We start from the raw sequence: 18,799 nt of genomic DNA on the forward strand, positions 1-18,799 counted from the left end.
CATTCCGGCCTGCCGGAAAAGGAGAATACCATGGCTGTTCAGCAGAATAAGAAATCCCGTTCCCGCAAGGGCATGCGCCGTTCCCATGACCGCGTGGCCACTCCCGCCGTCATCTACTGCTCCTGCGGCGAACCCACCGTGCCCCACAGCGTCTGCCCCAATTGCGGCGCGTACAAGGGCCGCCAGGTGATCGCCAAAACCGAAACCGAATAATGAACGAGCGCCCCATCATCGCCGTGGACGCCATGGGTGGGGACTTCGGCCCCTCTGTGGTGGTGCCGGGCGCCATTGAGGCCGCCCGTCTCCACGATCTGCATGTGCTGCTTGTGGGCGACACCCCCAAGCTGGAGGCCGAGCTGGCAAAGATCGACCTCGCTAACGTGCATTTCGATATTGTCCAGGCCGATGATGTGGTGCATATGAACGAAAAGCCCTCGGACATCCTGCGCCGCAAGAAAAACGCCTCCATCCAGGTGGCCTGCCGCCTGGTCAAGGAAGGCGCGGCCGACGGCGTGGTCAGCGCCGGGCACTCCGGGGCCACGGTGGCCTGCGGCATGTTCATCATGGGACGTCTGCCCGGCGTGGAGCGTCCGGCCCTGGCCGCCTTGCTGCCCACGGAAAAAAATCCCGTGGTGGTGCTGGACGCCGGAGCCAATGTGGACTGCCGCCCGTACCACCTCTTCCAGTTCGGGCTCATGGGCGACGCCTTTGCCCGCGACCTGCTCAGCTATGCCGCGCCGCGCGTGAGCCTGCTGAGCATCGGCGAAGAGGAAGGCAAGGGCAACTGCCAGGTCAAGGAAGCCTATGAGCTGCTGAAGATGGCCCAGAACATCAACTTCATCGGCAATGCCGAGGGCCGTGATATTTTCACCGGCGATATTGATGTGGTCATCTGCGACGGCTTTGTGGGCAATGTGGTGGTCAAGATGAGCGAAGGCCTGGCCGCCTCCCTGATCCGCATGCTCAAACGCGTCTTTACCTCGGGCCTTCTGCCCGCTCTGGGCGGCATGCTGGCCAAGGGCGCGTTCAAGCGCTTCGCCCGCACCATCGACTATGCCGAATACGGCGGCGCGCCGCTGCTCGGCCTGCATGGTCTGGCCATTGTCTGCCATGGCCGTTCCAGCGCCCGTGCCATGAGCAACGCCATCAAGATGAGCGGTACGTTCGTGCGCAAGGGCACCAATGACCGCCTTGCCGAAACCATCCTGGCCAACGAAGAGCTGACCCGTTTCTCCCGCGCCATCTAACTGACGGACACGCCATGACTGCAACCTGCCATCTGCACGCGCTGAGCGCCTACGCGCCGGACACGGTGCTGACCAATGACGATCTGGCAAAACTGGTGGACACCAACGACGAGTGGATCGTGGCGCGCACCGGCATCAAACAGCGCCGCAAGCTGGCGGATACGGACAACGCCTCGGATCTCGGCCTGGTCGCCGCCCGCCGCGCCCTGGAAAATGCGGGCATCAACGCGGGCGACCTGACCCACATCGTCGCGGCCACCTGCACGCCGGACCTGCTTTCCCCTTCCGTGGCCTGCATTCTGGCCGGAAAGCTGGGAGCGGGCCCGGTCATGGCCTTTGATTTCAGCGCCGCCTGCTCGGGCTTTCTGTACGGTCTTTCCATCTGCCGGGCCATGCTCTGCCAGGCCCCGGAGGCGCGTATCCTTTTCGTCTGCACCGAAGCCCTGACCCGCCGCGTCAACTGGAGCGACCGCTCCACCTGCGTGCTGTTCGGCGACGCGGCCACGGCCTGCGTGCTCACGGCCTCGGCGGACAAAGCCCTAGCCGGAGTGGAAGACGTCATCTGCCAGAGCGACGGCAACCAGCGAGACCTGATCACCGTGGGCGGCGGCACGGCCTGCCGCTACGGCCTGGGCCAGCCCACCGACGAAAACTTTTTCATCACCATGCAGGGCCGTGAGACCTACAAGCACGCCGTGCGCCAGATGGTGCGCATCTGCGAGCAGATTCTCGCCCGCAACGGTCTTTCCATTGAGGATGTGGACCTTTTTGTGCCGCATCAGGCCAATATGCGGATCATTGAAGCTGTGGGCAGCCGCCTGAACATTGCCGAGGACCGCGTGTTCACCAATGTGGAGAGGTACGGCAATACCTCGTCGGCCTCCATTCCGCTGGCGCTGGCTGAAGCTCGTGCCGCCGGGCGCATAGCGCCGGGCAGCCGCGTGCTGATGACGGCTTTCGGCGCCGGACTCACTTGGGGGGCGGCCCTGTTGCGCTTTTAAGGAAGCGTCGGTTGATGGTCTTTCTGCCCATTGCCTGCGTCAGGCTCGCTCCGTGCGAAATTCATACCGCCCGGCGTTCGCCTTCCCGGCAAAGGACAAAAATTCTTATAATCACCGCATCCCGTGCCGGGCCACGCCACTGACCGATGTACGCGCGCATTGAAATTCCCCCGTGTCTGAGCTATAAACAGCATTCCACGTTCCCACAGCAAAGGCAGAACCAGCATGAGCACAGCGCAGTCCACGCCTTCCGCCGCAGAGACGCTCCCCACGGCCCTGGTGACCGGCGGTTCGCGCGGCATCGGTCGGGCCATCGCCAAGACCCTTGCCCGCGACGGCTTTCAGGTTTTTCTCACCTATGTGAGCCGCCCCGAAGAGGCGGAACAGGCCGTGGCCGAAATCACGGCGGCCGGAGGCCGGGCCCGTGCCTTCGCCCTCAATGTGGGCGACAGCGCGGCCGTGGCGGATTTTTTCGCCGCAGAAATCAAGGACAAGGTGGACTTGGCCGTGCTGGTCAACAATGCAGGCATCACCAAGGACGGCTTTCTGGTGCGCATGAAGGACGAGGATTTCGACAAGGTCCTGGCCGTCAACCTGCGCGGAGCCTTTGTCTGCACTCGTGAAGCCGCAAAGATCATGAGCAAAAGACGCAAAGGGCGGATCATCAATATTTCTTCGGTGGTGGGCCAGATGGGCAATGCCGGACAGATCAATTATGCCTCGGCCAAGGCCGGTCTGCTGGGCCTCACCAAATCCTGCGCCAAGGAGCTGGCCTCCCGCCAGATCACGGTCAATGCCGTGGCTCCGGGCTTCATTGAAACCGATATGACGGCGGCCCTGAACGACGACGTGCGCGCGAGCTATGTGGAATCCATTCCTCTGAAGCGCATGGGCGTGGCCCAGGATGTGGCCGAGGCCGCGGCTTTTCTGGCTTCGGACAAAGCCGGGTACATCACCGGACAGGTGCTGGCCGTCAACGGCGGCATGTACTGCTGAGACGGCGCGCCCAACCCTGCGGCAACGCGCCCGGAGCGCCTGCGCGCCACCGGGGCATATGATAAGAGTCAATATTACCTGGAGGATACCATGTCTGATGTCGCGGAAAAAGTAACAAAAATCATTGTGGACCAACTGGGCGTGAGCGCCGATGAAGTGAAGCCTGAAGCCTCCTTCGTGGAAGACCTCGGCGCTGATTCCCTGGACCTGACCGAACTGATCATGGCCATGGAAGAAGAGTTCGACATCGAAATCGCCGATGACGACGCCCAGAAAATTCTCAAGGTCCAGGACGCCATTTCTTATATTGAAAACAAAAAATAGTACGGCCCGGCGGCGGTTCCTTTGTCATAAAGGGCCGCAGCCGGAACGGGGCATGTCCGTTCCGCATCCGGCGGCCTAGCGTTTCCGGCGGATGCGCGACAGGCGCGGACGCGGTTTCGCGCCGTTGCGCAACGGCACATGCCTTGGCCGGTAGTCATCCGCAGAGCGGGGGGAATCGGCCCCCCGCCCAAAAGGAGTCCGCATGACCCGTCCCCGCGTAGTGATCACCGGCGTAGCCGGCGTTACGCCTCTCGCCAACGACATTGAAACCACCTGGAAACGCCTGCTTGCCGGCGAGTCGGGCATCGCGCCCATCACGCTGTTTGACGCTTCGGCCTACGATTCACGCATCGCCGGCGAAGTGAAAAACTTCGTGCCCGAGAACTATATGCCTCCCAAACAGGTGCGGCGCATGGACCGCTTCACCCAGTTTGCCGTGGCCTCGGCCAAGATGCTGTTGCAGGACGCCGACTTTGAAGTCACCGAGGCCACTGCCTACGATGTGGCCGTGATCCTCGGCGTCGGCCTTGGTGGCCTGCACACCTTGGAGACGTACCACACCAAGCTGCTGGAAGCCGGGCCCAACAAAATTTCGCCCTTTATGATTCCCATGCTGATTTCCAATATGGGACCGGGGCAGATCTCCATTTTCACCGGGGCCAAAGGCCCCAACATCGTCACCACCACAGCCTGCGCCTCGGCCATCCACGCTGTGGGCACGGCCTACAGCGAAATTCTGCTGGGACGGGCCACCACCGCCATTTCCGGCGGCGTGGAAGCCACGGTGACGCCTCTGGGCGTGGCCGGTTTTACGGCCCTCAAGGCCCTGTCCACCCATTACAACGACGACCCCGCGCACGCTTCCCGCCCCTTTGACGGCAAGCGCGACGGTTTTGTGATCGGCGAGGGCGCGGGCCTCCTGCTGCTGGAAAGTCTTGAATCCGCCCGGGCGCGCGGCGCGAAGATTTACGCGGAAGTGGCCGGTTACGGCGCTTCCGGCGACGCCTATCACATGACGGCCCCCTGCGACACCGGCGAGGGCATGGCTCGCGCCATGCAGAACGCCCTGCGCGAGGCGGGCATCGCGCCCGAGGCCGTGGGTCACATCAACGCCCATGCCACCTCCACCCAACTCAACGACAGCACGGAAACCAAGGCCATCAAGCTGGTCTTCGGCGAGCACGCCGGGAAGATCAAAATCTCCGCCACCAAGTCCATGACCGGACACCTGCTGGGCGCGGCGGGCGGCATTGAGACGGTCTTCACGGCCTTGGCCCTGCGAGAAGAAATGCTGCCCGGCACCATCAACCTGGAAAATCCCGACCCTGAGTGCGATCTGGATTATCTGGCGGACGGCTCGCGGCACGTTGCCTGTGAATACGCAATGTGCAATTCCTTCGGCTTCGGCGGCACCAATGCGAGCCTGATTCTGAAAAAGTGGACCGAGTAAGCGCTACTAAACGCCGCGCTTCACCAGCCTAGGGTTTTAGCGAAAAGACAAATTTTTTCGCTGACGATCCTGCAAAATATGTTGCGAACAACACTGCCCGCCGCCGTGGCGGGCAGCATTCTTACAGATATGCGCGGTAAAATTTTCAGTTTACCGCGAGATCGGCGGCGCAAACGCGGTTGCGCCTTGCCTCCGCCGCCCGCGGCGGCGCATCGGTCTCACGACCGGTGTTTACTGATTTCCGCGGAAATCCGTAAGCAAAGGACAAGCGTTCATGGACGAAATTCTGCTTCAAGATCCGGAGCTGGCCCGGGCCATCATTCTGGAATCCGACCGGCAGGTGAGCAAACTGGAACTGATCGCCTCTGAGAACTTTGTTTCGCCCGCCGTGCGCGAAGCCCAGGGCAGCGTGCTGACCCACAAATATGCCGAAGGCTATCCCGGCAAGCGCTATTACGGCGGCTGCGAATACGTGGACATCGCCGAAACCCTGGCCCAGGACCGGGCCAAGCAGCTCTTCGGTTGCGGCTACGTCAACGTGCAGCCCCATTCCGGTTCCCAGGCCAATATGGCCGCCTATTTCGCCTGCCTCAAGCCCGGCGACGTGATCCTGGGCATGAATCTCTCCCACGGCGGGCATCTGACCCACGGCAGCCCGGTGAACTTCTCGGGTCGCCTGTTTAAGGTCGTTTCCTACGGCGTGCGCAAGGAAACAGGCCGCATCGATTATGACGAAGTGGCCGCTCTGGCCCGCGAGCATAAGCCCGCCGTAATCATGGCCGGGGCCAGCGCCTATCCGCGCCGCATCGACTTTGCCCGCTTCCGGGCCATCGCCGACGAGGTGGGGGCCAAACTGATGGTGGACATGGCCCATATCGCGGGCCTGGTGGCCGTGGGTCTGCACGAGAGCCCCATTCCCCACGCCCATATCACCACCACCACCACGCACAAAACCCTGCGCGGCCCGCGCGGCGGCATGATCCTCTCCAGCGAGGACAACGCCAAGACCCTGAACAGCCAGATTTTCCCCGGCATCCAGGGCGGCCCGCTGATGCACGTCATCGCGGCCAAGGCCGTGGCCTTCGGCGAAGCCCTGCGCCCGGCCTTCGCGGCCTATCAGCAGCGGGTGCTCGACAATACCGCCGCTCTGGCCCAATCCATGATGGACGCCGGTTTCGAACTCGTCTCCGGCGGCACGGACAACCACCTCATGCTGGTGGACCTAACCAACAAGGATATCACCGGCAAGGACGCCGAACAGGCCCTGGACCAAGCCGGAATCACGGTGAACAAGAACACCGTGCCCTTTGAAACCCGCTCGCCCTTTGTGACCTCGGGCATCCGCCTGGGCACGGCGGCCCTGACTACGCGCGGCCTGCAACAGGAAGATATGCGCACGGTGGGCGGTTTCATCGTGGAGGCTTTGGAAAAACGCCAGGATGCCCAGGAGCTGACCCGCATTCGCAAGAATGTGGAGGACTTCGCCCGCCAGTTCCCGCTGTTCACCTGGTAGCCCGCGTCCTTTCGTTTTTTGGGGGAGGGGCTCCCTCCCCCAATTTTTATGATTCATCAGGATAGAGCAATGCACGATTAAAAAGCGTGAACCGCTCTCAAACAGGCCGTTTGCGCGGCCTGTTTCGTTTTCCGTGCCGCACTCCGCGCGGCTTGGCTTTTGGGCCGCCTCTGTGTAAACTGCTGGAAATCTTTTTGTGAGCGTCCTATGCAACGACTGCCCTGGCCTGATTATTTCATGAATATCACCTACCTGGTGAGCGAGCGTTCCACTTGTACCCGCCGCCGGGTGGGTGCCGTGGCCGTCAAAGACAAACGAATTCTGGCCACAGGCTACAACGGCGCGCCCGCAGGCGTGCCCCACTGCCTGGAGGTGGGCTGCCTGCGCGAGCAGCTCGGCATTCCTTCGGGCCAGCGCCATGAGATCTGCCGCGGCCTGCACGCCGAGCAGAACGTCATCATCCAGGCCGCAGTGCACGGCATCAACATTCAGGGCGCCGAACTCTACTGCACTACCCACCCCTGTGTGCTGTGCAGCAAAATGCTGATCAATTGCGGCATCCGCCGCATTTATTACGCCGAGGACTATCCCGACGACCTGGCCACGGCCATGCTGCGGGAGGCCGGCGTCACGGTGGAACAATTCCCCTTCACCCCGCCCCGCATCAGCGGTATGCCCGGGGGCATGAGCGGAGAAAAACGCCATGACTGAACAGGATTTCGCTCCGTTCATGCGCGAGGCCATAGCCTTGGCCGAACAGGGCCGCTGGAAGGCCTGCCCCAACCCCACGGTGGGGGCGGTGCTGTTGCGCGACGGCCGGGTTGTGGCGCGCGGCTGGCACCATGAGGCGGGACAGGACCACGCCGAGGTGGATTGCCTGAAAGACGCGGCGACGCGGGGCGTGGACCCCAAAGGCTGCACCCTGGTGGTCACGCTGGAACCCTGCAACCACCAGGGCAAGACGCCGCCCTGCACCCAAGCCATCCTGGACGCGGGCATCAGCCGGGTGGTCATGGGCCTGGCGGACCCCAATCCCCAGGCCGCGGGCGGCGCGGCCCGCCTGCGCGATACCGGAATGGAAGTGCTCGGCCCGGTCTGCGAAGCGGAATGCCGCGATCTGGTGGCAGATTTTCTGGTCTGGCAAAGCACGGACAGGCCCTATGTCATTTTGAAGATGGCCGCCACCCTGGACGGACGGATCGCCACACGCAACGGCCAGTCCCAGTGGATCAGCTGCGAGACATCCCGCCATGAAGTGCAGGAACTGCGCGCGGGTCTGGGACTGAGCGGCGGGGCCGTGCTGGTGGGCGGGGGCACCTTCCGGGCGGACAATCCCCGGCTGACCGCGCGCGAGGACGGCTACGACGGCCCGCAGCCCCTGGCCTGCCTGCTGACTTCGCGCCTGCCCAAACCTGACGCTGACTTCCATCTGCTCAAGGAACGCCCCGGCCAGACGATTTTTCTGGCCTCCCCGGCCGCGGCGGCCTCTACCACGGCCCAGGCCCTGCGCCAAATGGGTGTACGCGTGCTGGCCCTGGGACCCGGCCCGCAAGGCGGCCCGGATTTTCCCGAACTGTTCCGGGCCCTGCGCCGGGAACTGGGCTGCCCCTATGTGCTCTGCGAAGGCGGCGGACGTCTGGCCCTGGCCCTGCTGGAAGCGGGCTTTGTGGATGAATTCCATCTGCATCTCGCGCCCATGATCCTGGGCGACAGCGATGCCCGTCCGTTGTTCGCCGGGCGTGCGCCCCTGAGCCTGGACGAGGCCCTGCGCCTGCGGGTCAGCCGTACCGGCCTCTGCGGCAACGATGTCCATATTCTGCTGCGTCCGGCGGTCCCGCCTGACGCTGGCCAGGGGGCCTGAGCCGCATGTTCACAGGCATCATCCAGGGACAGGGCGAAATAACCTCCCTGCGCAAAAACGGCACGGAATGCCGCCTGGCCATCCGCCCCCTGTTCACCCTGACGGACGTCATCGACGGCGAATCCATCGCGGTCAACGGCGCCTGCCTTTCGGTGGAAAGCCACAGCCGCGAGGGCTTCACGGCATACGCCTCAGCGGAAACCCTGGCGCGCACCACTTTGGGCACTCTGCTCAACGGGGATCTGGTCAACCTGGAACGGGCTCTGGCTCTGGGCGACCGCCTGGGCGGCCATCTGGTCAGCGGCCATGTGGACTGCCTGGCCACGGTGCGCGAAGTGCGCCCCTCCGGGCAATCCGTGTGCTGCCGCCTGGAATTTCCGGCATCTTTCGGCCCCGAAGTCATTGCCAAAGGTTCGGTGGCCCTTGACGGAATCAGTCTGACGGTCAATGATTGCGGCCCGGATTTTCTGGAGGTCAATATCATTCCCGACACGCAGAAGCGCACCACCATGCGCCTGTGGCGGCCCGGCACGCGCGTCAATATGGAAACGGACCTCATCGGCAAATATGTGCGCAGCCTGCTGGGCCCCTGGTCAGGGTTGTCCGGCAAGGATGCCGGAAACGACGCGGCAACGCGAACGGGCGCGGGCCTCAGCCGGGAGCTGCTGCTGCGCAACGGATTCATATAAAAAAAGCGTTACTCCTCTATAGTAGTAAGCAAACGTATTTTTGCCATCGTCTTGCACAGCACAGGAGTTTACATGAACCAAGTCAAAACCATCGCGGGCCGGCTCGACGCCAAAGGCCTGAAGGTCGCCATCGTGGCAACCCGCTTCAACGACTTCATCGTGGACCGCCTGGTGGGCGGCGCTCTGGACTATCTGGAACGCCACGGCCTGGACCCGGCGGACATCACCCTGGTGCGCATTCCCGGCGCGTTCGAGCTGCCCCTGGTCTGCCAGAAGCTGGCCGATGCGCGCAAATACGACGGCATTCTGGCACTGGGCGCGGTGATTCGGGGGGGCACCCCGCACTTCGACTATGTCTGCGCCGAGGCCAGCAAAGGGATTGCCCAGGCCATGCTGGGGTCCGGCACGCCCATCGGCTTCGGCCTGCTGACCTGCGACAGCATCGAGCAGGCCATTGAACGCGCCGGGTCCAAGGGCGGCAACAAAGGCGTGGAAGCCGCCGCAGCCATGCTGGAAACCATCCGCGTGCTGGAGCAGTTGTAATCCATGAGCAAGGCTAAGAACACCACCCGCCGGGGCGCGCGCGAACTGGCCTTTCAGGTGCTCTACGGGCTTTCCTTCACTCCGGCGGAAAGCCGCGCGGACCTGCGCCGGGCCTTTGTGCTCTCCCCCCACAATACGGCCATGGACGAGCAGGATCTCGGCAGCGAGCCCACGGGCTTCGCCTGGGAACTGGTGGAAGGCGTCTGGGGCAACAGCGCCGCACTGGACACGGCCATCAGCCGTTTTTCCCACAACTGGCGGGTGGACCGTATGGGCCGCATCGAACTGACCCTGCTGCGCCTGGCCGTGTTTGAAATGCTCTACCGCCAGGACGTGCCGCCCAAGGTGGCCATCAACGAGGCGCTGGAGCTGAGCGGCCAGTTCGGCGAAGACAACGCCAAAAACTTCGTCAACGGCATTCTGGACGCGGCGGCCAAGGCCCTGGAAAGCGGCGAACTGGTGCCGTCCGCGGGTCAGGCCCCCGCCAATTCCTAACCCGCCGCACGGTATCCGCACATGACGCAAGAACGCTACAATCCGCAGGCTATCGAAGAAAAATGGCAGGCCCGCTGGCGGAAGGAAAACGCCTTCTCCAGCACCCATGAGAGCGACAAGCCCAAATATTACGTGCTGGAGATGTTCCCCTATCCCTCGGGCAACATCCACATGGGCCATGTGCGCAACTATTCCATCGGCGACGTGGTGGCGCGCTGCAAACGCATGCAGGGCTTCAACGTGCTGCACCCCATGGGCTGGGATGCCTTCGGCCTGCCCGCCGAAAACGCGGCCATCAAGCACCACGTGCACCCGGCCCAGTGGACCTACGCCAATATCGACAATATGCGCGCCCAGTTGCAGCGCCTGGGCTATTCCTATGACTGGTCGCGCGAAATCGCCACCTGCCGCCCGGAATACTACCGCTGGGAACAGATGTTCTTCCTGCGCCTGCTGGAAAAAGGCCTGGTCTACCGTAAAAAGGCCCCGCAGAACTGGTGCCCCTCCTGTCATACTGTGCTTGCCAACGAGCAGGTCATCGACGGCCTCTGCTGGCGCTGCGACAGCAGGGTGGAACAGAAGGATCTGACCCAGTGGTTCCTGAAGATCACGGCCTACGGGGACGAACTGCTGGCCGACCTCTCCCGCCTGGAAGGCGGCTGGCCGGACCGCGTGCTGGCCATGCAGCGCAACTGGATCGGCAAATCCACGGGCGCGGCCATCAGCTTCGGCCTGGAAAAAAGCATTGGCGGCGTGCGGGGCATCGAGGTGTTCACCACCCGGCCGGACACCGTGTTCGGCGTGACCTTCATGACCCTGGCCCCGGAACATCCCCTGGTGGAAAAGCTCATTGAGGGCTACGAAAAAGCCGGGGACGTGCGCGCCTTTGTGGAACGCATCCGGAACATGGACCGCCTGGACCGCCAGTCCGACACCCTGGAAAAAGAAGGCATCTTCACCGGCGCATACGTCCTGCACCCCTTCACCGGCCAACGCGTGCCGCTCTGGCTGGGCAATTTCGTCCTGGCCGACTACGGCACCGGCGCGGTCATGGGCGTGCCCGCGCACGACCAGCGCGACTTCGACTTCGCCCGCAAGTACAGTCTGCCTGTACGGGTGGTCATCAGTCCCGAGGGGCGTCAGCTCGATCCTCAAAATATGACCGAAGCCTGGACAGAACCCGGCATCATGGTCAATTCCGGTTCCTTTGACGGCATGCCCAACGAGGACGGCAAAAAGGCCGTGGCCGAAGCCCTGGAAAAGGACGGCAAGGGCAAAGCCACCACCCAGTTCCGCCTGCGCGACTGGAACATCTCGCGCCAGCGCTTCTGGGGCGCGCCCATTCCGGTGATTTACTGCGAAAAGTGCGGCGTGGTGCCGGAAAAGGAAGAAAACCTTCCGGTGCTCCTGCCCCTGGACGTAAAAGTGCGCGACGACGGCCGCTCTCCCCTGCCGGAAACGCCCTCCTTCGCGAACTGTGCCTGCCCCTGCTGCGGCGGCCCGGCCCGGCGCGAAACCGACACCATGGACACCTTTGTGGAGTCCTCCTGGTACTTTGCCCGCTATACCGACGCCCGCGACGACAAAGCCCCCTTCAAGCCCGAAGCCCTGCAATACTGGCTGCCCGTGGACCAGTACATCGGCGGCGTGGAGCACGCCATTCTGCATCTGCTCTATTCCCGCTTCTTCACCAAGGTGCTGCGCGATCTGGGCTTCTTCCCCAAGGATCTGGCCGAGCCCTTCACCAACCTGCTGACCCAGGGCATGGTGCTCAAGGACGGCGGCAAGATGTCCAAGTCCAAGGGCAATGTGGTCGATCCCACGGAGATGATCAAAAAATACGGCGCGGACACCGTGCGCCTGTTCTGTCTGTTCGCGGCCCCGCCGGAGCGGGATTTCGACTGGTCCGACTCGGGTATTGAAGGCGCGTCGCGCTTCCTCTCCCGCGTCTGGCGGCTGTTTACCGAAGAAGAGGCCCGGCTGCTGCCGCTCAAGGCCTGCGGCTCCTCCGCCGAAGACGCAAACAGCGGGGAAAGCCGCGATCTGCGCCGCAGGGAACACCTCACGGTAAAAAAGGCCGGAGAGGACATGGGCGGCCGCTTCCAGTTCAATACGGCCATCGCCGCCGTCATGGAGCTGGTCAACGCCATGTACCTTTCGCGCGAAAAACTGGGACAGAGCGAGGCAGAGCGCCGCGTCTTCTCCTCGGCCATGGCCACGGTGCTGACCCTGCTCTCGCCCATCACCCCGCATCTCTGCGAAGAACTCTGGGAGCGTCTGGGCCACACGGCGCAACTTGCCGCCGAGCCCTGGCCCCAATGGGATGAAGCGGCCACGGCCCAGGACATGCTCACCGTGGCCCTGCAGGTCAACGGCAAGCTGCGCGGCACCTTGGAAGTGCCCGCCGGAGCGGACAAGGCCGCCCTGGAACAGGCAGCCCTGGCCGATCCCGCCGTACAGCGCCACACGGCCGATCTGACCGTGCACAAAGTGGTGGTGGTGCCCGGCAAACTGGTCAACATCGTGGCCAATTAGGCCGCCACCGGCATGAGCCCGCAGAACGGAACCGACAGACAGGGCAGGCCCGGTTTCAGCTTTCTGGTCTGCCCGGACAGCCAGTTGCTCCGCGCGCATCTCGCGGAGCAACTGGCTGTCTTTCCACCTGCGGGCGGCCCGTGGGAACGTCACGTCTATTGGGGCGACGAGGACCCGCCCCCGCGCTTCTGGGAGCAGCTCAGCCTGCAAGGCCTGTTCGGCGCTTCGCGTGTCCTGCTGGTCCGTCAGGCCCAGCTCTGGCCGGCGGCCGTCTGGAAAAAGATTTCCCAGGCCCTGGCCAGGCCCTCGGCCCAGTGCTGGCCTTTCTTCTGCCTGGAAGTGAACTGGGAAAAGGGACAGCCCAAAATTCCGGCGCATATCGCCAAGCTGCGCTGTCTGGCCTTTGCCGACCGGCAGGGCTGGATCTGGCGGCATGAGGGCCTGACCGAACGCGGCGTCAAGCGCCATGTGCAGCAGCGCGCCCGCGATCTGGGTCTGACCTTTGAGGCCGATGCGCTGGAACAGTTCTGCGCCTCCGTGCCGCCAGACGCCCAGGCCATCGAAAACGAACTGCAAAAACTCTCGCTTCTGCGCGGCGGGACCGGTGACGCAGGCGGAGGGGCCATCACCGCCGCCATGACCGCAACCGCCGCCTGGAGCCCGGAATGCAACGTCTTTGCCTGCATCCGGCATATGGAGGCCGGTAATCTGGCCGCCGTCTGGAAGGAACTGTCCCGCAGCCGGGACAGCGACAGCCTGCTTTTTTCCCTGCTGGCCCTGCTGGCCCGTGAGCTGCGCCTGCTCTGGCAGACCCAGGCCGGGGAAAAGGTACGCCTGCATCCCTCGGAGGCGGGCTTCAAGAAACAACTGGCCCTGCGTCTCGGGCCACGGGGCCTGGCTGAGGGCATGGCGGCCGTGGCGGACGCCGAGTGGCAGGTCAAAAGCGGCCGCCGCACACCGGAACAGACCCTGGAGTTTCTGGCCGCCCGGCTCACCGGCCTGTTCGGCTCGGCCGAGCCGCGCTGATCGGCGGCGCTACGGTCGGAGTCCTCCAAACGTATGCCCCTTGGGCCGCCCCCTCTTTTCAGCCGTTTCAGATTGCCCGTCACCTGGCTTCTCGACTCCGCCGCGAAGCCGGAGTAGCCGCAATTCACTTGCGGCGTTAAGCTCCGACGGAGGCGTGAAACTTGGGGGGCAGAACACAGGATCCTGGCTGGCGGGTACTGGCGAAATGCTCTAATTGGTTGATGCCCGCGGGCAATTGGTAAAACCCACGGGCATCAACAGCAGAGATGCGGCGCACTGCAAATGAGGAGAGAGCCAATACGGCCCCCTGTGCCCAACGCAGCTACATGCCTTCCTTGATGCCGAGACGCATCAGCAGCCAGTTCATGGGGAAAGCCGTCATAAAGCCGGCCAGCATGCCGATCTGCATCATCAGCCAGAACACGGGCTGAGCGGGGGAAACCATTCCCAGCAGAACAAACATCGATACAGCCATCCATCCGTACATGCCTATCTGCCAGGCGGTCAGGGAAAGCACATCCACCTTGAAGGCCCGCCACAGCAGGGGCAGGCCGCGCTCCGGAAATCCCGACGCCAGCCCCTCATACTGAAATGCGATGCCTGCAATCAGAGCCAGCAGGTATTCCAGAGTCCACTCGCCGTAGACCACGCTGCCGAACAGGGCAAAGGGCGCCAGCCGGAACAGCCACGGCCCGGCGAGGTCCGCCAGAGTACAGCCCGCTCCACAGTGCAGCGTTCCAACCATGACGCTTTGCCAAGGGAGACGGCGGGAAGGCAGCGCGGTCATACCGGACATGCGCATGGCTGGCTGATCGGCGGGATGATGGTGCGTCATGCGCATCATGGTCCGCTTCTGATTAATGCGGTATGCCCATATGCCAAGCGGACCGGCCCATAACATGGTGATGGGCCAGACCCAGAGCATGACCCGCATCATGGGAGCGGGTTCACGCCGCTGCTCAATGAGAATGTACAGAAAGCACAACAAACACATTGCAATATATATTTCCGCCACCAATGTCAGGGAGTACGGAATATCAGCTTCTTTCATATATTTCTCCAGGTATCTGTTTGTATTTTTATAATGACCTCGGAGCCTCGCCGACGACTGGCGCAAGCCGCTTTGCGGCAACGGCTACCGCATTGAGCATACCGCGAGGTCAATTTTTTCTTTGCAACGCCGCTGCACGGAAAAAGGCGGCTTTGCGGCAGACGCTTTAATGAGGGCTGAGCCTAATCTCACGCAATTCTCATTCCGTCGCGGAATAAGAGCAAGGGCTCGGCCCACGCCGCTGAACAATTACACATTGATAATGTGGAAATGTCCAGATTGAGAAATCCCGGCTTTCAGGCAAGAGCCGTCGGCCGCGAGATAAAACGCATTCAGGCTTTGAAGTTCTGCTGAAAGCGATCTTTTCACAGTGGGAATAATGTAGTTCTTCCTCGGAGACCGCGTTCCAATACGTTTACAATCGGGAAAGACGGCGCCGTCAGCGTACTTCGCTGTTCAGCCGGAGCCGGGTAAAATCCTGCCGGAGACGGCTCCAGTCCCACAGGGGAGCCGTTCCCACCGCCCCGGCACCGGCAAAACCACGCGCGGTCTCATTTTTATAGCCGGTATCCCGCTACTTTTCTTTTACTTTTTCGCAAAAATCCGTTAGGAATAGAGTTCCCTGAAAATTCGCCCCCTTGCATCTCAGCTGAGACTGCTTACTTTATGTCAGCAAAGACTGTCTCCACCACCTCGCCGCACAGTGGGCACCGAGCCCGCCTGCGTGAACGTCTTGAGCGCGAGCCTCTGGCCGTGGCGGATTATGAGGTGCTGGAGCTTTTGCTTGGTTACGGGCTCACGCGCAAAGACACCAAACCGCTGGCTAAGGAATTGCTGCGGCGTTTCGGCAGCATTCGGGGCGCGCTGGACGCCAGACCGGATGAATTATTGCAGGTGCCCGGCTTCGGGCCGGGGCTCATGGCCCTCTGGCGGGTTCTGCGTGAAGTACTGGCCCGTCACGCAACCTCGGCGGTGCGTAAACGCGAAATCATGGCTACGCCGGATGCAGTGGCCCGCATGGCTCAAAGCCGCCTGGCCGGGTGTCCGCATGAAGAATGCTGGTTGGCCCTGGTGGACGCGCAAAACGGACTGATCGCCTGGGAACGCCTACGGCGCGGAGGCATCAACGCAGTGCCCGTGCAGCCCAGAGATGTGCTGGAGACGGCACTCACGCACAAGGCCAGCGGCATCATTCTGGCCCACAACCACCCCGGCGGCAGTCCGAGCCCTTCCAAGCCGGACCTCATGCTGACCGAAGAACTGCAACGGCTGGCCCCGCGCATGGGCCTGCGCTTTCTGGACCATGTCATCGTCACCGAGGGAATCTGCTACAGCATAACGCAAAACAAGCCCCTTTAGAGCCTTACGTGTTCACCGCTGTAAAAGAACACAGACGAACCGCGTTCCCGGCGCAGCCGAGCAAAGACTACGAATTTTACTGCTCCAAGGCAGTCAGGGAGAATATATATGGCTGACTACAAAGAAAAAGATCATCCGCTTCATGGGGAACAAGGGCTTGGCGCCGCCGAGCCCGCCGTCGACAACGACGTTCATGCGAAACAGGAAGAAGCGCCCGTGCAGGATCTGCTGAACGAAAACAATCTCAACGCCGCTGCCCAGGGCATTCCAGACGTGTTGCCCGTGCTGCCGGTGCGCGACGTGGTCATATTCAATTATATGATCCTGCCGCTGTTTATCGGCCGCGAAAAATCCGTGCAGGCCGTGGAATCCGCCCTGAAAAACGGACGGCATCTGCTGGTCTGCGCCCAGCGCGAGGAAAGCACCGACGATCCCGCGCCCGCGGACCTTTATAACGTGGGCACCGTGGTCCAGGTCATGCGCATGCTCAAGATGCCGGACTCGCGGGTGAAAATTCTGGTGCAAGGCGTAAGCCGCGCGCGGGTCACCGGCTACAGCCAGGTGGACCCCTATCTGGAAGCGCGCATTGAAACTCTGCCCGAAGTCGCTCCCCAGATCGACGCCACGGTGGAAGCGCTCTTGCGCTCCGCGCGCGAGCAGAGCGAAAAGGTGCTCACCCTGCGCGGCCTGTCCTCGCCGGACGTGCTGGCCGTGTTGCAGGGCGTGGAGGATCCGGGCCGCCTGGCGGATCTCATCGCCGCCAATATGCGCATGAAGATCGCGGACGCCCAGCGCATCCTGGAAGCGGAAAATCCGCTGGAACGCCTCACTTTGGTCAACACCCAACTTCAGCGCGAAGTGGAAGTCGCCACGGTGCAGGCCCGCATCCAGAGTTCGGCCCGCGAAGGCATGGACAAGGCCCAGAAGGATTATTTCCTGCGCGAGCAGCTCAAGGCCATCCGCCAAGAGCTGGGCGAAAACGAGTCCGAGGGCGAGGACGACCTGGAAAGCCTGAAAAAGGCCCTGGACAAGGCCGGCCTGCCCAAGGACGTGCGCCAGGAGGCGGACAAGCAGTTGCGTCGCCTGTCCGGCATGCACGCCGACTCATCGGAAGCCAACGTGGTGCGCACCTATCTGGACTGGCTGGTGGATCTGCCCTGGAAAAAGCTCTCGCGTGACCGTCTGGACATCGCCCACGCCAAGGAAATCCTGGACGAGGACCATTGCGGTCTGGACAAGATCAAGGACCGCATTCTGGAATTCCTCAGCGTGCGCAAGCTCAATCCACAGTCCAAAGGCCCGATCCTCTGCTTTGCCGGCCCTCCCGGCGTGGGCAAAACCTCGCTGGGCCGCTCCATCGCGCGGGCGCTAGGCCGTAAGTTCCAGCGGCTGTCTCTGGGCGGCATGCACGACGAGGCCGAAATCCGCGGCCACCGGCGCACTTACATCGGGGCCATGCCCGGGCGGATCATCCAGGCCATCAAGCAGGCCGGTACCCGCAATCCGGTCATTGTGCTGGACGAAGTGGACAAGCTGGGCACGGATTTCCGGGGCGACCCTTCCTCGGCTCTCCTGGAAGTGCTGGACCCGGAACAGAACCACACCTTCAGCGACCACTACCTGAACGTGCCCTTTGACTTGTCCAAGGTCATGTTCCTGTGCACGGCCAACCACCTGGAAACCATTCCCGCGGCCCTGCGCGACCGCATGGAAGTTATCTCCCTGCCCGGTTACACGCTGCAGGAAAAGGTGGAGATCGCCCGCAAGCATTTGCTGCCCAAGAAAATCACTGAAAACGGCTTGGCCGAAGGCGATATCGCGCTCAGCGACGGGGCTCTGGAAAAGGTGATCAAGGAATACACGCGCGAGGCGGGCCTCCGCAACCTGGAACGCGAACTGGCGTCCATCTGTCGCAAGCTGGCCCGGCGCAAGGCCGAAGGCAAAAAAGGCCCCTTCAAGGTGGAGCCCAAAGACGTGGAAAAACTTCTCGGCGCTCCCCGCTTTGTGGAAGACGAGAAGGAAAAGGAACTCATGCCCGGCATGGCCCTGGGCCTGGCCTGGACCCCTGCCGGCGGCGAAGTGCTGACCGTGGAGGCCAGCGTCATGAAGGGCAAGGGCGGCCTGACTCTCACCGGCCAGTTGGGCGACGTGATGAAAGAAAGCGCCCAGGCGGCCCTGAGCTACATCCGCAGCCGCGCGGAAGAGCTGGGCGTGGACCCCTCCTTTGTGAGCAAGTACGACATCCATGTGCATGTGCCCGCAGGCGCCACGCCCAAGGACGGCCCTTCGGCGGGCGTAACCCTGACCACGGCCCTGATTTCGGCTCTCAGCAATCGCAGGGTGCGGGCCGACCTCTGCATGACCGGCGAGATCACCCTGCAGGGCCGGGTGCTGCCCGTGGGCGGCATCAAGGAAAAAATCCTGGCCGGTGTGGCCCGTGGCCTGAAGCATGTGATCATCCCGCAGCAGAACATGAAAGATCTGGAAGACGTGCCCAGGGAGCTGCTCAAGCGCATCACGGTGCACCCCGTGCACCACTATGACGAACTCCCGCCCCTGGTCTTTGAGACTCAGGGCAAGCGCGGCGGCGGTGAAAAGCATGGCCTGACCGAAAAAACGTCGCCCGCGCCGCGCAAAAAAAGTCCGACCCGCCCGGCCGTCGCGGCCACGGAACGGCGCGGACGCGCGGAACGGCCCGCCGAGGCGTAA

Annotated in this window: 17 protein-coding genes; 16 read left to right on the plus strand and 1 reads right to left on the minus strand. The window is 62.9% G+C overall.

Annotated features, from left to right (window positions below; genetic code table 11):
• Positions 1 to 30: 30 nt before the first annotated feature.
• The 14 genes from rpmF (at position 31) to holA (ending at position 13,680) form a co-directional block, all read left to right on the plus strand.
• Positions 31 to 213: a 50S ribosomal protein L32 gene (gene rpmF / locus HMPREF1022_RS03115; RefSeq protein WP_008684718.1), complete on the plus strand. Its 183-nt coding sequence runs from the start codon at positions 31 to 33 to the stop codon at positions 211 to 213.
• On the plus strand, positions 213 to 1,247 hold the full coding sequence (plsX, locus tag HMPREF1022_RS03120; protein ID WP_008684719.1) for a phosphate acyltransferase PlsX: 1,035 nt from the start codon (positions 213 to 215) through the stop codon (positions 1,245 to 1,247). Before rpmF ends, plsX begins: the two co-directional genes overlap by 1 nt.
• A gap of 14 nt (positions 1,248 to 1,261) precedes the next feature.
• On the plus strand, positions 1,262 to 2,248 hold the full coding sequence (locus tag HMPREF1022_RS03125) for a beta-ketoacyl-ACP synthase III (RefSeq protein ID WP_009301848.1): 987 nt from the start codon (positions 1,262 to 1,264) through the stop codon (positions 2,246 to 2,248).
• Between the two features lie 225 nt (positions 2,249 to 2,473).
• Positions 2,474 to 3,244 (plus strand): 3-oxoacyl-[acyl-carrier-protein] reductase, encoded by a 771-nt coding sequence (gene fabG / locus HMPREF1022_RS03130; RefSeq protein ID WP_008684721.1) that lies wholly within the window; start codon positions 2,474 to 2,476, stop codon positions 3,242 to 3,244.
• Positions 3,245 to 3,334: 90 nt separating this feature from the next.
• Positions 3,335 to 3,568 carry an acyl carrier protein gene (acpP, locus tag HMPREF1022_RS03135; protein ID WP_008684722.1) on the plus strand — a complete coding sequence of 78 codons (234 nt, stop codon included), beginning with the start codon at positions 3,335 to 3,337 and terminating at the stop codon, positions 3,566 to 3,568.
• A 202-nt stretch (positions 3,569 to 3,770) separates the two neighbouring features.
• Positions 3,771 to 5,018: a beta-ketoacyl-ACP synthase II gene (fabF, locus tag HMPREF1022_RS03140; RefSeq protein ID WP_009301850.1), complete on the plus strand. Its 1,248-nt coding sequence runs from the start codon at positions 3,771 to 3,773 to the stop codon at positions 5,016 to 5,018.
• Positions 5,019 to 5,292: 274 nt separating this feature from the next.
• Positions 5,293 to 6,531, plus strand: coding sequence for a serine hydroxymethyltransferase (glyA, locus tag HMPREF1022_RS03145; protein WP_009301853.1), 1,239 nt, complete (start codon positions 5,293 to 5,295; stop codon positions 6,529 to 6,531).
• A gap of 207 nt (positions 6,532 to 6,738) precedes the next feature.
• A complete protein-coding gene (locus HMPREF1022_RS03150) occupies positions 6,739 to 7,242 on the plus strand; it encodes a deoxycytidylate deaminase (protein WP_009301855.1) in 504 nt (167 codons plus the stop codon).
• The gene (ribD, locus tag HMPREF1022_RS03155) at positions 7,235 to 8,392 is read left to right on the plus strand and encodes a bifunctional diaminohydroxyphosphoribosylaminopyrimidine deaminase/5-amino-6-(5-phosphoribosylamino)uracil reductase RibD (protein WP_008684726.1); all 1,158 of its coding nucleotides are present in this window, start codon (positions 7,235 to 7,237) and stop codon (positions 8,390 to 8,392) included. Before HMPREF1022_RS03150 ends, ribD begins: the two co-directional genes overlap by 8 nt.
• 5 nt (positions 8,393 to 8,397) lie before the next feature.
• Positions 8,398 to 9,081, plus strand: coding sequence for a riboflavin synthase (locus tag HMPREF1022_RS03160; RefSeq protein ID WP_009301858.1), 684 nt, complete (start codon positions 8,398 to 8,400; stop codon positions 9,079 to 9,081).
• A gap of 72 nt (positions 9,082 to 9,153) precedes the next feature.
• Positions 9,154 to 9,624, plus strand: a complete 471-nt coding sequence (gene ribH, locus HMPREF1022_RS03165; RefSeq protein WP_008684728.1) for a 6,7-dimethyl-8-ribityllumazine synthase — start codon at positions 9,154 to 9,156, stop codon at positions 9,622 to 9,624.
• A gap of 3 nt (positions 9,625 to 9,627) precedes the next feature.
• Positions 9,628 to 10,119 (plus strand): transcription antitermination factor NusB, encoded by a 492-nt coding sequence (gene nusB / locus HMPREF1022_RS03170; RefSeq protein WP_008684729.1) that lies wholly within the window; start codon positions 9,628 to 9,630, stop codon positions 10,117 to 10,119.
• Between the two features lie 21 nt (positions 10,120 to 10,140).
• Entirely contained in the window at positions 10,141 to 12,654 is a 2,514-nt protein-coding gene (gene leuS, locus HMPREF1022_RS03175) for a leucine--tRNA ligase (RefSeq protein ID WP_009301861.1), read from the plus strand.
• A 12-nt stretch (positions 12,655 to 12,666) separates the two neighbouring features.
• Positions 12,667 to 13,680, plus strand: a complete 1,014-nt coding sequence (gene holA, locus HMPREF1022_RS03180) for a DNA polymerase III subunit delta (RefSeq protein WP_009301863.1) — start codon at positions 12,667 to 12,669, stop codon at positions 13,678 to 13,680.
• Between the two features lie 322 nt (positions 13,681 to 14,002).
• Here the strand turns inward: holA and HMPREF1022_RS03185 are convergent, their stop codons facing one another.
• Positions 14,003 to 14,731, minus strand: a complete 729-nt coding sequence (locus tag HMPREF1022_RS03185; RefSeq protein ID WP_009301865.1) for a DUF4396 domain-containing protein — start codon at positions 14,729 to 14,731, stop codon at positions 14,003 to 14,005.
• 666 nt (positions 14,732 to 15,397) lie between these two features.
• Between HMPREF1022_RS03185 and HMPREF1022_RS03190 the strand changes: the two genes are divergently transcribed.
• Both HMPREF1022_RS03190 and lon read left to right on the plus strand, forming a co-directional pair.
• Complete coding sequence (locus tag HMPREF1022_RS03190) at positions 15,398 to 16,090, plus strand: JAB domain-containing protein (protein ID WP_009301867.1); 693 nt, start codon at positions 15,398 to 15,400, stop codon at positions 16,088 to 16,090.
• Positions 16,091 to 16,198: 108 nt separating this feature from the next.
• Entirely contained in the window at positions 16,199 to 18,799 is a 2,601-nt protein-coding gene (gene lon, locus HMPREF1022_RS03195; RefSeq protein WP_008684734.1) for an endopeptidase La, read from the plus strand.

It is taken from the genome of Desulfovibrio sp. 6_1_46AFAA (assembly GCF_000224635.1).
Classification (GTDB): Bacteria; Desulfobacterota; Desulfovibrionia; order Desulfovibrionales; family Desulfovibrionaceae; genus Desulfovibrio; species Desulfovibrio fairfieldensis.